We start from the raw sequence: 16,948 nt of genomic DNA, 5'->3' as shown, positions 1-16,948 counted from the left end.
GGAAGGTATCAGCGATGCTGCACGTGATTACACTAAAGCTAAAATTGGCGATTTAGATGGTGACGGTGATATTGAAGCATACACTGCAGATACTGTGGGTTGGTCTTACTACGGTGCAACTGTTTTATCTCCAGACTTTTCAGAAGCAAAAGCTTCTCTGTTGTGTGATGATCTAATTGCAGAATACGGTGAAGATACATTCCGTCGAGTAGATGCTAACGAAGATTGGGGCCCAGGCTCTGAATACTGTATGTATGCTTTTGGTAATGTATCTTACAACACAGCATCTATTGATCGTAACACACTTTACATCAGCTCTAACTATGAAATTGCTGATAACGTAGAGTGGTTTGGCCAAACAATGTTCGTTCAAAACTCATCATTTGGTCGTTATGCTCCACCTGCTGCTGCGTGGGAAAGTATGTCGGCGGATAATCCGCATAATCCATATGGCGTAGATGATGCGTATGGTCTATTTCGTTGGGTTGGTATCGGTACTCGTGATGGTAACGTAGATGATTATAATATCGATTTAACTACTGGTCTTCGTGGTGATTTGGACTGGAACAATGCGTCATGGGAAGTTTACTACCACCGTAACAAAGCAGACAATAAGGCTGTTGGTGAATACTACCTTTCTTATGCTGGCCTAGCGTATAACCAACAGAATGATATCTCTTTAGATTCTGAAGAAGGTATTGCTAATATGAAAGCAACAACTCTTCAACAATCTTCGTCTACATTTGATCAATACTTTGCTGGTTTAGGCTTTGATTTATTCGAACTACCTGGCGGTTCAGTTGCTCACTATGTAGGTATGGAGTACTTTGAGCAAACTTTTGCTGACATTTATGATGGCCAATCAGAAGCAGGTCGAATCGGTGGCTCTGCAGGTAACTCTTCTGAAGGTAAGCGTGACGTGACGGCATTCTTCTTCGAATCAGTGCTTCCAGTGACTGAAACAGTAGAATTGAATTTAAAAGCTCGTTACGATGACTACTCTGATTTCGGCGATAATATTGCACCTGCAATTTCTGCTCGTTGGCAAGTAGCTGATAACATCGTTATCCGAGGTTCTTACTCTGAGTCTTTCCGTGCACCAGGTTTAGACCGTTTGAATGCAGCCCGTTCATTCTCAGCAGAAGACGCAATCGATTATGCGAATGGATCTACTACAGAACGCCAGTATGATACTTATTACACGCAAAACTCTGAGCTAGATGCGGAAGAATCTGATTACACTAACCTAGGTATCGCCTGGGATGTAAACGATAACCTTACGTTCAAACTTGATTACTTCCAGTTACAAATCGATAATGTAATTCAACAAAAGACATTACAGTCACTACTATCAGATGAAGCTGCAGGTCTAATTTCTGCAGTATCAGTAGACACAGATACTTCAAACGAAACTTTCTATTTGAAACGTGCAGCATCTGGAACACTTATTGAAGCAGGTACGTCTTACTTTAACGGTGCAGGTTTTGAAGTTGAAGGTATCGATTTTACAATTGCTGCAAACCTTGAGACAGGTTTTGGTGATTTCCGTTTCCAAAACGTGAATAGTTTTGTACTTTCTTATGAGGAAGAAGTAGGCGGACGAGTTCAAGATACATCTGGCTGGTCTGGTCAACCTGAACTTAAGTCTGTTGCTACAGTTGCTTGGTCTTATGAAGATCACTCTTTAGCATGGAATGCAACATTTACTGATAGCACTAGTGAGTTCGAAAGAGCACCTCTTGATGCTGATGATAACCCAATCCCAGGTGCTAAATATGATGTATCAGGTAGACTTGATAGCTGGTTAGTACACAACTTAACCTACACTTATAATGCAGGTGCTTATGGTGCACTTACTTTCACGGTTAATAACTTAACAGATGAAGACCCTGTATTATCATCAAATGGAACTTGGGATGATCAAGATCTATATAATAACTTTGGTCGTGACTATCGTGTAAGTTATTCTATTAGCTTCTAAATAACCTTCTATGTAATTTAAAAAAGGCTGAGTTAAATCAGCCTTTTTTTTATTCGGATTCAACTGCTTAGCTATACTTGTTTTATTTTTTTAGTTAAATACTTAAATTTAATACCTCTATATTTCCTAACTTATGAAATAAATAAGTAAATTTAAGAATATTGGTGGTGTTAATATCATAGCAACAGCCTACGAAGTACATCTTAAATAAAGAAGAGTATATTTAACGTTTTAAGCGTACTTATTTCTTCTTTGGAAATATCATTGAAGCAAGCATAATCAGATTTAAGAGTCACTTAATAGGTTGAATAGTATTAACATTTTATGAAATTAACCATATTGGAAGAAAGTTTTAATACACCTGATTTGGAAGACCAGATTTTTTAGGTAAAAATGATTGAACTCTAAAAAGCATATTAGGCATCAATTAAAGAAAAAATGTACTATTAAGGTGCAGCTAACGCTGCAGTGATCGAATTTACCTTCTTTAGTAGGAGGAACTTTTATTTTTGGAGTATTGATGAGCGAACATTGGACAAATTACTGGCAACAAGGGCACCTTACATCATTTGGTGGAGGCTTTAAAGCAAATTACGTGGGGGAACTTAAGAGCTTTTGGAATAAGTTTGCTAGTAAAATAGAAAAGCATTCAACCATATTAGATATAGGAACAGGTAATGGGGCATTAATTGAGTTATTGCAAGTTAATCATAATTTTAATTGTGTAGGTATCGATAATGCTGTAATCCATAAGGGCTATATAGAGTCTAGTCGTGGAGTGCTTTTATCAGGTATCTCAGCCGAGGAGCTGCCTTTTGAAAATAGCCACTTTGACTATGTAATATCTCAATTTGCAATAGAGTACACTGACATTGAAAAAAGCCTCAAAGAAGTATACAGAGTGCTTAAATCTAAACATAATTTTGTATTTGTTTGTCACCACCCAGAATCAAGTATAATTAAATCTAATGAAGAAATTCTTGAAATGTCTATAGCAATTAAAAATGGGTTATTTGTACATATGGATGCTCTGGTAATGGCTTTAGCATCTAATGAAGAATTGATTAAGGAGAATTTTTCGGTTATCGAAGCCTTTATAAAAGATAAATCAAATAAAATAAATGGCTTATTGGGGACAAATTTGTTGGCTTTCATAGATTTTCTTAAAAGGAATCAAGGTAAGAAAATTAAATTTGTTGAAGCATATGAGTCATTTAAGAAAGAAATTGAACTTTTGATATTAAGGTTAGAGGAACTAATTCATGCGGCAAATAACTTAGAATCTATAATAGAAATATTAAATCAAAACGAGTTCAACTTTGAAATCGGCTATATCAGAGAAGATAAAAGTGGGGAGTTGTTAGCTTGTTTTCTAACTGTACATAATTAAGCATCACATGAAAATGGCAGTTACACAGAATCTGTTACAGGGTCTATTGCTTGGGAAGATTTTTCCACTCTAAACATGATAAGTCAGGTTATACAGTTTTTATTACATAAACTTCATTGCAAAAACTTTTGTTTTAAACAAAAATTGAGTATTTAAATTTCACTGCTAGAATGTAGCTAGTTATTTACTTTTGCTTGGTTTAGTTCTGAAACGACGATTTCTCTTTTACCTCTATGCTATTACGCTTTTATTCTCTTGTATTGCTTCTGCGACGCAACTCAAAGCGGGTATCGTAAGTTATAATTTTTTTCCTTATCACACCCAAGACGCAAATGGTCAATATACTGGTGTAATTGTTGGTTACAGTAACGAAATAGCGCGTTTAGCTGGTGCCGATTTAGAGTACCGAGTTTACGACAGTCTTGACGAGCTTCTGGACGGACTTAAAGCTGGTGAAATAGACTTTGCGGTTGGATTGAATAAAACTACGCAGCGCAAAAAACATTATTTATTTTCAACACCCTTTATGGAAGGTCCTCGAGGAATAGTTGTAAATCAATCTATTGCGAATAGTGCCTTAAAGAACTTTGCTAGTTTACGATGGGTTTGTATCACTGGGAGTTCGCATTGCGAATATCTAGCAGAAAATGGGGCGCTTTACATAAATCGGTTTATAAAACCAGATGATGCGTTTAAAAAAGTGGCGGATGGCTCATTTGATGCTTTTTTAGGTGATTATTCAGTTTTGTCTCATCAGTTAAAAAATCGTGGTAAAGACGGTCTTAAAGTTGTAAGTCCTATCTGGCTTTCTAGTGAAACATTTCATGTCATGTTCAACCAACAGAAGACGGCTTTACGTAATCAAGTTAATTCTTTTTTAGCATCTATCTCTCCAACCACGAAACAATTATGGGAAAGTTCGGCAAGTGAAGAATATTTGGCCGCAAAAGCCTATAGTCAATTCAAACGTGAATTCAATAAAGTAAGTGTGAAAGGCAACAATAATTATTTACTTACGTTCTCGTTTATTGATGGTTTGTTTCCAATTAATGACACAAATCAAATTGGCGAAGCTACAGGCTATTTAAATGATACCCTTGAGTTACTATCTGAACGAAGTGGGTTCCAGTTTAAATATATCCCTGCTGCAAATTCCAAAGAATTAGAAAGATTATTTTTAGCGAATAAGATCGATCTCATTCCGACGATGACACCAACAAGAATTAATGAAGGTGTTTTGATTGCTTTACCGCCGCACGTAAGCGTAGAAATGGTTTTAATTTCTAAACGTTCGAGTAAAACTCAGCGTATTGGTTATATAGATCTGTTTGCAGATCCAAAAAAGAAGCTGCCAAGTGCTGAGAATTTAGAAACGGTGTCATTTAGCTCAATTGTGACACTTTTTTATGCTTTGAGGAACGACACGATTGATAGTGTTATCTTACCGCAAAGCATTGCGGCATATCAATTGAATCAGTTTTACATAGGCGAATTTTATATCAACCCTAAATACCGATATAATCAGCCGATCTATTTCCTTGTGAATAAAAACTTTACTGAATTAGTCAGTTTACTTGAAAGCCTTTTCAAAACACTAACGAGCAATGACTTCAATCATATTGTCAATCGCCATGGTATTTTTAATATCGAGCGTGGATATGACAAAACCACCGTTAATACAACTGCAATTTTAACCTTAATTCTTATCTGTATTTCGATTATTTATTTTGTTAGCTGGCGGATTACCATAAACCGTGAGATTTCAAAACGAAAAGAGGCTGAGCAAGTTGCGTTAAGTAAATTGAACTTCACTCAAAAGCTCATCGACGATTTACCTACAATGGTAGTGATACAAGATTCTGAGCAAAAAAGGATAATGTGGAACAAAGCCTATAAGGATAATTTTGCTCATTTATGGGACGAAAAAAAACGGTATTTACGTGACGAGTTAGCACAAGTTAGCCAGTTATTGACGCAGAATAAGCAAAGCTTGCACTCTGGAAAAGTTTTTAATCGTCAGATGAACTTTACCAATAAAGTAGGAAAGAAGCTTGAGCTTCTCTACACTAAAAAGCCATATCTTGGAGTTGATGGTCAGTTGGCAGGGATTATGACCGTCATCACTGATTTGACTGAACATCATAACCTTCAAAGGGAAAACCAAGCGGTTCAACAATTATTACAAACGATTACTGATACTATCCCTGGCGGGGTATTTCAGTATGAATATTATGATAATGGTGAAGGGTGTTATACCTATATTAGCAAAGGGGCGCAAAGTTTATTGGGGGTAACATCAAGACAACTCAATAGCCGCGGTATGACCGGATGTATTTCCCCTTGTATTGTTGATGAAGACCGGGTGCAAATAGCTAAAGCCTTTAAGCAAGCAAGTAAGCGCAAAGGCATGATTGATATTGAGTTTAGAATTAATAATCTTGGCCAAAAAGTTTGGTGCCGTTATATTGCCAATGCACAAACAAAAGGCAATGACATACAACAAGGGGTTAGGTGGAATGGTATCTTATTAGATATTAGCTTACTCAAACATCATCAAGTTGAATTAAATAAGGCCAACCAACAGGCGCTTCAAGCTGATTTAGTTAAAAGTCGTTTTATTGCGACGATGAGTCATGAATTAAGGACACCTTTATCTGGGGTAAATGGTTTTATTGAGCTTTTAAAATCATCACAAGTAGACAGTGAGCAATCTACTTTAATCGAACACATTGAGGTTTCAGTAACTAAACTACAAGGTTTAGTTGATGATATTCTATATTTTGCAGACACTAGTACGGGTAACATCGAAGTAGTGGTTGAGAATGTTGATTTGGAAACTCATTTGTGTCGCATTCTACGAGCACATGAACATCAGGCTAAACAGAAGGGACTTCATTTCAATTTAAATTGGCTGACTGCTGCTTACACATCGACATCGGTTGATATTAATCATTTAATGCATGTTTTATCACACCTACTAAGTAATGCAGTTAAATTCACAAGTCAGGGCTCAATAACTTGCGAGGTAAAGTTTGAGAAACAGTTGTTAAATATCACAATTACAGATACCGGTAAGGGGATGACAACTGAAGAGCTTGCTCAAATCTATAAACCATTTGAGCAAGCCGATAACTCTTTTCAACGCCAATTTGGCGGAACAGGCTTAGGCTTAGCGCTAGTAAAACAGCTGGTTGACGCGATGCAAGGCAGTATCACTTTGTCTAGCACATACGGCAAGGGGACGCATGTTTATTTATCTATCCCATTGCAACATACTAAAAAGCCTCAATTAAGCACATCATCTGGGTATTGGATTGTTTGTAGTAAAAGTGAAGAGCTGGTCCGGCTGCTTGGAACCATGGCAGTCAAACATACCATACTTGATTGGCCCTTGGAGTTATCTGAACTTAGTCAGACTGAAAATTTAATTATTGATGAGCAATACATGGTTGAGTTACTAGGAGAGCAGTGGCGTGCTAAAAAAGCAGGCATTGCTGCTAAGTATACTATTGTGCCATCAAGCCGAAATACTCAACAAGTAAATGATTGTAATTGTCATTTACTACCTATCGAACCACTTTATCCCGATTCATTACGAGAGCTACTTAATAATATTCATACCACCTTAGATATAATTAGCCCAGATAAAGCGCATTTATATGGCCAGATTTTAATTGCTGAAGATAATAAAACTAATCAATTATTACTTGAAAAACAATGTCAAAAATTAGGTATAAAAGCTGTAATGGTCGAGGATGGATTAGCTGCTTTAAGGGCGCTTGAAGAAGGGGACTTTGATCTACTCTTAACAGATTGCCATATGCCTCACTTAGATGGTTTTAAGTTAGCCGAACAGATCAGGACGATAGAAAAATTCCAGAACTTGCCAATTATCGGTTTTACTGCAGATGACTCTAAGACCTGCTTAAATAAAGCTCTCAGCTCAGGCATGAACAGTGTTTTGTTTAAGCCGTATAAACTTAATGAATTGTATAATCGGCTTGCAGAATTTATTGATCTTAATAAAGACGATGAAAACATTATTACAGATAGTAAGAATGTAAGTTTGCAAGGGATCAAAGATATACAGCATTGGCTTAATGTTTTTGGTAACGAAAGTGATGCAAAAATGTTGGCAGAGGTATTTATAAATAGTTTGCAGGATGATTTGAGTACGTTAGAAGGTCACCTCAATAGTGATGAGTTGGATAAAGTGTCTGCTGCTATTCATAAACTGAAAGGAGCGCTTGTCATGCTTCAATATCCACCTATCTCAAAACTAATTGTAGATACGGAAAAGACGTTTATTGATAATCATGATACTGCCATTGTTATTGATTTAATTACTGAGTTAAAAGACGTCATTGTTCAGATCAGAGCATGGGTATAATAAAAAGTTAGGATAAAGAATTAGAGTCGAATAGATTATTTTATGAATAGGGCATATACTAACTCATGTTTATACATTTTACTTAACTTTAATATTAAAGAGAGCTCTCAATGAAAGAAATCCGATCTTTTGTAAAATCTGCGTCATTATCTGAATTAGAAAAAGCAAAACAGCTAATCGACACAGCTATCGAGAAATATACTCAACAGCAAGAAGCTAAAAAAGAGGTACTCGATTTACTAAAAGAAAAAGGACTTACATTAGAAGATCTACAGGATGTAGCAACAACAGATAAACGTACTAAGGTTAAACCAAAGTACCGCATCGAATTTAATGGCGAAATTGTTGAATGGACAGGCCGTGGCAAACGTCCTAAAGCATTCCAAGGTGTCGATTTAACAAAACACCTCGCTTAATTTTTTGCTTTAAAGAATACCAGGGGAAGCGTATGCTTCCCTTTTTTATGTCGATTATAGTCCGATAACATGAAGTACGTACTCAGACCCTACCAACAAGAGGCCGTAGCACGCACGGTTGCTCACTTTCGGCAAACAGATGACGCCGCACTGATTGTGTTACCAACAGGGGCTGGAAAAAGCCTTGTTATTGCTGAACTTGCACGCATTGCCAAACAAAAAATTATGGTGCTTGCGCATGTTAAAGAATTAGTAGAGCAAAACGCCGAGAAATATATTAGCTTTGGTTTTAAGGCGAGTATTTTTTCTGCGGGGTTAAAGCAAAAGTCTTTAACAGAGCAAGTCACCTTTGCAAGTGTGCAATCACTGGCACGCAATACAGAAAAGCTCACTGATGCTTACTCTTTGTTGATCATTGATGAATGCCACCGTGTAAGCGGTGATGAACAAAGCCAGTACGGGCTGGTGATAGCGAGTCTAAAAAAACAAAATCCCAACCTTAAAGTACTTGGCTTAACCGCAACACCATTTCGTATGGGGATGGGTTGGGTTTACCATCATCACTATCATGGTTTTGTTAGAGGTGATAAAGATGCACCGTTTAAAAAGTGTATTTTTGAGTTACCACTGCGCTATATGATCAAGAACGGCTATTTAACGCCGCCCCATGAAGTCGATGCAGCCATTAGCCATTATGACTTTTCATCATTACCGAGTGACTCATTTGGTCGTTACAGCATTGAGAATATGAATGCGTTATTAAAAGACAGCACGCGCGCAACAAAAGCCATTATCAAGCAAGTAATAGAGTACAGTGAACAGCGTCATGGTGTGATGATCTTCGCTGCAACCGTGATGCATGCCAAAGAAATTACTGGCTATTTACCTGAGGATAGTACGGCACTTATCACCGGTGATACTGATAATAACGAGCGTGATCGAATTATTAATCAATTTAAATCCAAAAAAATAAAGTATTTGGTTAATGTATCCGTACTCACGACGGGCTTTGATGCCCCTCACGTTGATTATATTGCGATTTTACGGCCCACCGAATCTGTCAGTTTATATCAACAAATAGTGGGTCGAGGCCTTCGTTTAAGCGAAGGAAAAAAAGACTGCTTAGTTATTGATTATGCTGGTAATGGCTTTGATTTGTTCTACCCAGAGGTAGGGAGTAAAAAAGCGCAAAGTGATAATGAGCCAGTTCAAGTGCTATGCCCTGGCTGTGGATTTGCGAATATTTTTTGGGGTAAAACTGATGGCGAAGGCAAAGTGATTGAGCATTTTGGTAGGCGCTGCCAAGGCTTGCTGGACGATGGTGAAGAGCAAATACAGTGTGATTATCGTTTTCGTTTTAAAGAGTGTGAGCAGTGTGGTGAGCAAAATGACATTGCAGCAAGGCAGTGTCAGTCTTGTGGTGCCATTATGGCAGACCCTGATGATAAACTGCGGGAAGCGCTTAATTTAAAAGATGCTTTGGTATTAAGGTGTAGTGGTTTGTCGGCACAGTTGCTCGCAAAAGGTTTACTTAAAATTAGCTACTATGATGAAGATGGAGCTAGTTGTGATGAGGTTTTTAACTTAGCAAATGACACCGGGCGATTTATTTTTAATAAGCAGTTTGGAAAACGAGCAGCACCCGGTTTTACCCCAATAGATTGGCAAAGCGCGGAGCAGGTTGTTAATTTACAACAACAACTAGTTGCACCCGATTTTGTGATTGCGCGTAAAAATAAAAAATACGGTTGGAAAGTGGCAGAAAAGCTTTTTGATTATCAGGGCAGTTTTCGTAAGGCGAATCAACTAAGTTGATCCCCTTACGAGATGTAGGAGTGGCTTATTCTTCTTCGGCCATTAAACCCCAGCCATCGCCATATCCATTATGGCCATTAGCGATGCTTTCTAAGTATTGTTCTGTTTGGCTAAGTAAGGTGTGTTCTGGCACCATCTTCACACGGGTAATTACTTCCCACACCCCTGTATCTGGGCACTTGGTTAATTCTGTTGAAGGGGCAAGCTCATCACTTGTTATCGCTTTAGCAAATTTCTCTGCTTCAGGCTTTTGTTCAAAAAGAATATAGAAATCGATAGTTTGCATACTGGTTAAATCAACACCAGCGTCAGCAATTTCAGCTAATAATTGACCGTTTTCGTCATCAGGGAAGTGCATTTAGTCGCTCGTTCATTATAAATCTAGGTATTATCCGCTATTGTAGCGAAAATAATTGTTTAACGCGTACTAATTTTAACATTTCAATTATGTCAGTGGCTATGGCACTGTGCTAGTATCTTTTTGTACTCATTTTAGATTATGACTCTTCCAAAAAAGTAAGGATATTTTTTGTATACTCGGCATTTCTTTTTTGTCTTTGTGTTTTTCTGCTTTTCATACAGCCAGCACGCGATTAGTGCCTCAACTGTTATTAAAGATTACAAAATTCAGGGGATCAGTGGTGAGCTCGAAAAAAACGTTGAGCTTTACATTAAGCAACTAATTGATGAAAAAACCTCAAAGGCATTAAAGCGTCATGCTAAAAGCCAAGTAGAAATGAGTTTAAAAGCGCTTGGTTATTATAAGCCGACTATCAAAATTAGTTTTGATAACGCACAACAGCTATTAATTGTCGATGTTGAGCGTGGTCCTGTTACTCGAATCGCAGATATCAATGTAACCATTACAGGTGCCGGTAAAGATGACGCCGAATTTATGTCTGCCGTCAACAGCATCAAAATCAAACAAGGTGACTTTTTAAATCACGGCAAATATGAGGCCGCGAGAAAGCGCATCGAAAGCCAACTATTAGACTTAGGTTATTTTGATGCAAAATGGCATGAGCATAAATTGGCGGTATCGCTAAAAAATAATAGCGCAAAGATTATATTTAATGTCGATACTGGGCCTCGTTATCAGTTTGGTGATATCACTATTGGTACTGAGACCCCGGCTGAAAAATACATTCGCTCGCTGGCTGAATTTAAACAAGGTCAGCCATATAAAGCGACTGACATTTCTGATTACAACCTAGCACTGTCGAGCACCCCTTATTTTGCCAGTGTCCGTGTGTATGCAGACATTGCAAAACGTAAAAACAACCAAGTGCCTGTTAATGTTGATGTATTACATAAACCAGCCAATAGCTATGAAGTGGGTGGCGGTTTTAATACTGATTTTGGCCCAAAAGTTCGCTTTAAATGGACTAAGCCATGGATAACGGAAGACGGTCATTATCTTGAAAGCAACTTAAATGTGTCAGAGAGGCAGCAAGATATTTCGCTAGGTTATACCGTCCCAGTAGACGACCCTAATGATGATCTTTGGCGTTTTTCGTTAGGCTATAAACTCGAAGATGGTGTAACAAATGACCTTTACAGTAAAATTTTAACTGGCCAATTACAGCGCCAGTGGTTAACCGAAGATGATTGGGTTCGAACCGCATTTATCCGCCGTGATTATGAAACCTACCGAATTGGAGAAGAAGAACAAAGTGCAAAAATGTTGATGCCGGGTATCAGCTACGCCAAAAAAGACACTGAGGGCGGAACGACTCCTTACGAGGGGTACCAATGGCTGCTGTCAGCTGAATTTGGGTTAGAGGACATGATGTCTTCAACTAATATCCTACGTTTACAACTGCAAAACGCATGGTTGAATACCTTCGCCGATCGTCATTTACTGTACTTAAGAGCTAATTTAGGTGCCATGCTGGTTGAAGATATTAATGACGTACCGTTATCGCTTCGTTTCTATGCGGGGGGGGATCAAAGTGTCCGTGGTTTTGCTTATGAATCTATTTCACCTGAAGATGAACAAGGTCGTTTAATTGGTGGTAAATACTTAATAAGCGGTACAATTGAGTATAACTATCAATTTGCCGAGCATTGGCGAGCAGCTTTATTTGTCGATAGTGGTACCGCAACAAATGATTTTAGCGACCGCGTCGAAGTCGGTGCTGGCTTTGGTTTTCGGTATTTAACACCGGTTGGTCCTGTACGTATCGACCATGCTTGGGGTTTAACAAAAGAAAGTAAAAGTACCCGATTAAGTATTACCATAGGGCCTGAAATCTAATGAAGATGTTAAAAAAGATAACCAAGGTTCTATTAATTACGCTGGCAAGTTTGCTAGTTATTGTGTTTTGTTTGTTATTCACCGCGCCTGGTAATCACTTTATTGCATTCACGGCGAATAAGTTAGTTGATGGCTTATCAATCAAGTTGCCATCTGGTCGTTTTTTATATAACGATGCGTTTGATGTTCACTTTGAAAATCAAAGCATCAAGTTTGATGCAAAGCAGCTAAAAATTGATTTATTTTGGTGGCGTTGTGATGGGGTTTGTCTTGATAATTTAAGCGCCCAATCGATTGATTTAAATATTAAAAATCAGGCTGCATCAACTGAGCAGAGCACTGAAACAGAACCTAATGTTGAGCAAGTCACACAAATTAGTTTACCTATGAAGGTCGTTGTTAAGCGTGTTTCAATTAATCGCTTTAATCTAGCGCACCCAAGTGCCGATGTAACAGTCAACAAACTAAACTTAAGTGCTCGCGGCGAAGCAACGGATTTAACAGTGGATACACTGACTATTGCTGACGTTGCTGTAATGCTGCACGAAACAAAAGAGCAGCCTAAATCAGCCCCATTAACTGAGTTGCCAGCATTGCCCGCAATTGATATTAGGGTCCCGATTGATGTTGAGCTAAAGCAATTTCAAATAAGTAAAGTTGCCATTACCCCTTATGGCGCAGAACAGGCTCAGCTTATTGAAAATATTGAATTAGTTGCCTCAGCCAAAGAGAGCGATATTAATCTTAAAAAGCTTGCTGCAAGCTATCAGCAATGGCAATTGCATACTAATTTAACGGCTGAGCTTTCTGGTGAAAACACTATTGATGGGGCCGTGTCTGTAAAAAGCACTGAACATCAAGCTAATCTGTCGCTTTCAGGTCCGCTTGCGGATTTAAAGTTAAGTTTAGTAACGCAAGGAACATACCCTGCACAGTTAAAAGGGGCTGTGAATCTAAAACAAACAAATTACCCATTTGATTTAACAGGCCAGATAGCAAAGTGGCAAATTGCCACAGACACACAGCAGCTGCAATTATCGGACTTTGATTTAAAAGCCAAAGGCCATGCCGATGCTTATGCTGTCGATTTGAGTTTAGTTACGCAACTAGACGCATTACCTGCGATGACTGTGAAATCAAAATTACAGGGTAGTTTAACAAATGCAAAACTTGAGCAATTAAGCCTCAATGCTAATGACAGTAAAGCAGATATTAACGCATCTGTTGATTGGTCGAATGGGGTAAAAAGCGAATTTAAAGGGGCTTTAAGCCACTTAAAAGCCCAATATTTAACGGATGCTCTTAGTAGTGATTTATCTGGTGAATTCAATGGTTCATTTAACTTACAGGCAGGTGAGTGGCAGCTTGCGTTAGATAACACGCAATTAAATGGCTCTGTGAATCAAATTCCAGTGACTTTGTTGTCGGATTTTGAGCTTGATAGTAGCTTGCATGCAAGTTTTAAAAAACTTGAAATAAAAAGCGGTAAAAATGAAATTGCGCTATCGGGACAGGTGGATAAAGTATGGCGTGTCGACGGTAAATTGCGTTTAGATGCAAGTGATCAAGATGTTTTGCCTATGCAAGGCAAGGGCTTTGCTGATCTGAGTTTGCGTGGAGAGCGTCTTGAGCCTACTGTTGATTTAAGTTTAGTCCTGAATACCTTGAGTTATCAAGATATTCAGGTTGACGGTTTAACATTAAAAGGGCAATTTGATTACGCCGCAAACTGGCAAACGGATGTATCACTGGTGCTTGATTCCGCATCGATCGCAGAGCACAAAATTAATCAAATTGAGTTAGATGCCAGTGGCGATAAAACAGATCACCATTTAACTTTTTTACTCGATGCAGATCAAGGCAAGGCATCATTCGATGTTGACGGTAAATTTAATAAAGAAACTTGGCAAGGTGCGCTGAGCCAAATTCTTATTACTGATAATCAGGTGCGTTTTGGCACTAATAAGCCAGTTAATATTCAAGTGAATACCAAAACCTTTGACTTTAATGTAGGCGCGCATTGCTGGCAAAGCGATAACTCAAAACTATGCTTTGAGACCTTGCAGCAAACTAAACAATTAGGTCAGTTAAATGCACAGCTTGCTGCGTTATCTATTGCTGAATTTAAACACTTCTTACCCGATAACTTGAAAGTAACTGGCGATGCAAACGGGGAGTTTGTTGCTAATTGGAATAATGGCGCATTAAAAACCATCCGTGCCAATATCAAAACTCAGCAGCTAGAAGCATCTTTAATTGATGGGGCAAATGTTTATAAATTACCAGTCGAGGTTTTAGAGGTCTCGGCAATGAGTGACGCGCAAGTTGGTAAACTTAATGCTACCCTTGACTCCTCAGTGTTAGGTAAAGTGACGTCCGAGCTCAACATTGATGATATTCAAAATCAGCAGAACTTAGCGGGCGACTTGGTTATTGAGAAAATTGAGTTAACAAACTTACGGCCTTTTATTTCGTCACTTGAGCAATTAACAGGCGACATTAAAGGCCGATTAGCTATTGCAGGCACCTTGAAAGAACCATTACTCAATGGTGACTTTGATGTCGAAAAAATCAATCTAGAAGGGGCAACCTTGCCTGTATCGCTGCAAAACTCTTATGTGAACATTGCCTTTAATAACCAAAGTGCAACGCTCAAGGGGGAGCTCAAAGATGCTGAAGGAGGCGCGCTCGATTTGTCAGGTGGGATTGATTGGCAGCAAGAACTACCAGACGTTGATGTGAAGTTAAATGGTAAAGAGTTTTTTGTTCGTGCTCAGCAAGATGTTACCTTTAAGGTGTCTCCAGATTTAACTATGTCGTTGAAAGATAATGCGTTTAATCTTGATGGCCAAGTCGTCGTGCCATGGGGGCGTATCGCCATTGAAGAGCTGCCAGAAGGTGCCGTGCAAGTCAGTGATGATGAAGTCATTGTTGATATTGAGCAGCAACAGTCAGAAAAAGTCCCTTTTGATTATGCTATTAACTTAAAGGTGTTGGTTGAAAATGATGTGCGCGTTGACTCGTTTGGCTTACAGTCGAAAGTTGAAGGCGACATCAACATCAGCATGGACCAAGTTACACCGATGATAGCAACGGGTGAATTGAACCTTGTTCAAGGCACCTACCGCGCATTTGGCCAAGATTTGATAATCCGAACTGGACAAGTTGGTTTTAGCGGCTCAATTGAGAAGCCTTACCTAAATATTAAGGCAATTCGTAACCCTGATAACACCTCGAATGGCGTGATTGCAGGTGTTACCTTAACAGGTAATGTTGAACAACCTTCGTTAAAAGTATTCTCAGAGCCTGCGATGGATCAAGCACAAGCATTGGCTTATTTATTAAATGGGCAACCTCTTGATGAAGGAGATAGCTCGACCGATGCGATGCTCACTCAATTATTGCTTGCCCAAGGTGTTAACCGTAGTGAAGGAATGGTTTCTAAGATTGGCGAAAGCTTTGGTTTGTCAGATGTCAGTTTAAGTTCAAGTGGTAGTGGCGATGACACTAAAGTTGAAATATCTGGCTATGTTACTCCAGGTATTCAAGTTAAATACAGTGTCGGTATTTTTGATTCATTAAGTGAAGTGGCGGTTCGCTATCAACTGCTGTCGCAACTGTATATTGAGGTGACCAGTGGCTTGAATCAAAATGTTGATATTCTTTATAAGTTTGATTGGGATTAATACCTACGCTTGTGATCAAACATCGCTTTTACTTGCTTATTTAGGTTTAAGTTAATAGGCTGAATTGTCAATTACTTAAAAGATAATAACAATGAAATTAAGTCTATTAACCTTATGCCTTGGTGCCTTCTTAGCTGCACCAATTGATGTTGATGCAAAAGAAACTAGTCAAAAACGTTCTGCTGGCGAAATCATTATGACCGCAAGTAGCAGTGAGTGGCGAGAAGTCAGTGCCGAAAACGTCATTAAATTAACCTTACCTACGGGTGCGGCTTATATCGAACTAAACGATGAATTAGCGCCCATTCACGCAAATAACATGCGACAGCTTGCCAAAGAAGGGTTTTATCAAGGCCTAAGTGTGTATCGATTTGTTGAAGGGTTTGTCGCGCAGGGCGGGGATGCTAGCGAAAGTAAACCCGTTAAAAATGCCAAAAAAGGGTTACCTGCTGAGTTTTATCTACGCACAAAGACGCCTTTAGCGATTACAGAACTTAAAGGGCCTGATGGCTATGCCACTAAAACGGGCTTTTTAAATGGCTTTGCTGTGGCACAAAACCAAAGCCAAACAGAAACATGGCAAGTACATTGCCCAGGGGTCTTTGCCATGGCCCGCGATAATGATATCAATTCGGGTGGTACCGAATTTTATGTAACCATTGGCAATAGCCAGCGCTATTTAGACCGTAATATCACCGTGTTTGGTCGTGTTTTAGAAGGCATGGAACACTTTAATTTATTGCAGCGTACAGCCACTGAAGGTCAGGCATTTAACCCCATCACCGATATGCAAGTATTAGCAGATATTAAAGACACTGATAACAGTGAATTTCGGGTCATGAAAACAGACTCAAATGCATTTAAAGCCCTTATTGAAGCACGTAAAAACCGAGTAGAAGCGTGGTTTGTTGAAAGCCCTGATCACATCGATGTTTGTGCAATGCCAATTCCAACCGAACGGATTAAATAAAGCCATGACCACCTGATAGATTATTTGATACAATATCAGTCTA

General features: G+C 38.7%; 9 protein-coding genes. 8 read left to right on the top strand and 1 reads right to left on the bottom strand.

Annotated features, from left to right (window positions below):
• From CWC02_RS13015 to radD, 5 genes are all read left to right on the top strand, one after another.
• Positions 1-1,981 (top strand): TonB-dependent receptor domain-containing protein (locus CWC02_RS13015; protein WP_138618629.1); only part of this gene is annotated, 1,981 nt, incomplete at its 5' end.
• 520 nt (positions 1,982-2,501) lie between these two features.
• Entirely contained in the window at positions 2,502-3,371 is an 870-nt protein-coding gene (locus CWC02_RS13010; RefSeq protein WP_138618627.1) for a class I SAM-dependent methyltransferase, read from the top strand.
• A 190-nt stretch (positions 3,372-3,561) separates the two neighbouring features.
• Positions 3,562-7,761 (top strand): ATP-binding protein, encoded by a 4,200-nt coding sequence (locus CWC02_RS13005; RefSeq protein WP_138618625.1) that lies wholly within the window; start codon positions 3,562-3,564, stop codon positions 7,759-7,761.
• Between the two features lie 110 nt (positions 7,762-7,871).
• Complete coding sequence (locus CWC02_RS13000; protein WP_063707100.1) at positions 7,872-8,177, top strand: H-NS histone family protein; 306 nt, start codon at positions 7,872-7,874, stop codon at positions 8,175-8,177.
• A gap of 69 nt (positions 8,178-8,246) precedes the next feature.
• Positions 8,247-9,992 (top strand): DNA repair helicase RadD, encoded by a 1,746-nt coding sequence (gene radD, locus CWC02_RS12995; protein ID WP_138618623.1) that lies wholly within the window; start codon positions 8,247-8,249, stop codon positions 9,990-9,992.
• A gap of 25 nt (positions 9,993-10,017) precedes the next feature.
• Here the strand turns inward: radD and CWC02_RS12990 are convergent, their stop codons facing one another.
• Positions 10,018-10,350 (bottom strand): ribonuclease E inhibitor RraB, encoded by a 333-nt coding sequence (locus CWC02_RS12990; RefSeq protein WP_054553668.1) that lies wholly within the window; start codon positions 10,348-10,350, stop codon positions 10,018-10,020.
• 171 nt (positions 10,351-10,521) lie between these two features.
• Between CWC02_RS12990 and CWC02_RS12985 the strand changes: the two genes are divergently transcribed.
• The 3 genes from CWC02_RS12985 (at position 10,522) to CWC02_RS12975 (ending at position 16,905) form a co-directional block, all read left to right on the top strand.
• On the top strand, positions 10,522-12,249 hold the full coding sequence (locus CWC02_RS12985) for an autotransporter assembly complex protein TamA (RefSeq protein WP_054553667.1): 1,728 nt from the start codon (positions 10,522-10,524) through the stop codon (positions 12,247-12,249).
• Entirely contained in the window at positions 12,249-15,935 is a 3,687-nt protein-coding gene (tamB, locus tag CWC02_RS12980; RefSeq protein ID WP_138618621.1) for an autotransporter assembly complex protein TamB, read from the top strand. Before CWC02_RS12985 ends, tamB begins: the two co-directional genes overlap by 1 nt.
• Positions 15,936-16,026: 91 nt before the next feature.
• Positions 16,027-16,905 carry a peptidylprolyl isomerase gene (locus tag CWC02_RS12975; protein ID WP_138618619.1) on the top strand — a complete coding sequence of 293 codons (879 nt, stop codon included), beginning with the start codon at positions 16,027-16,029 and terminating at the stop codon, positions 16,903-16,905.
• The last annotated feature ends 43 nt before the right edge of the window (positions 16,906-16,948 follow it).

This window comes from Pseudoalteromonas sp. S2721 (genome assembly GCF_005887425.1).
Classification (GTDB): Bacteria; Pseudomonadota; Gammaproteobacteria; order Enterobacterales; family Alteromonadaceae; genus Pseudoalteromonas; species Pseudoalteromonas simplex.
This window is presented reverse-complemented; position numbering and strand designations above follow the sequence as displayed.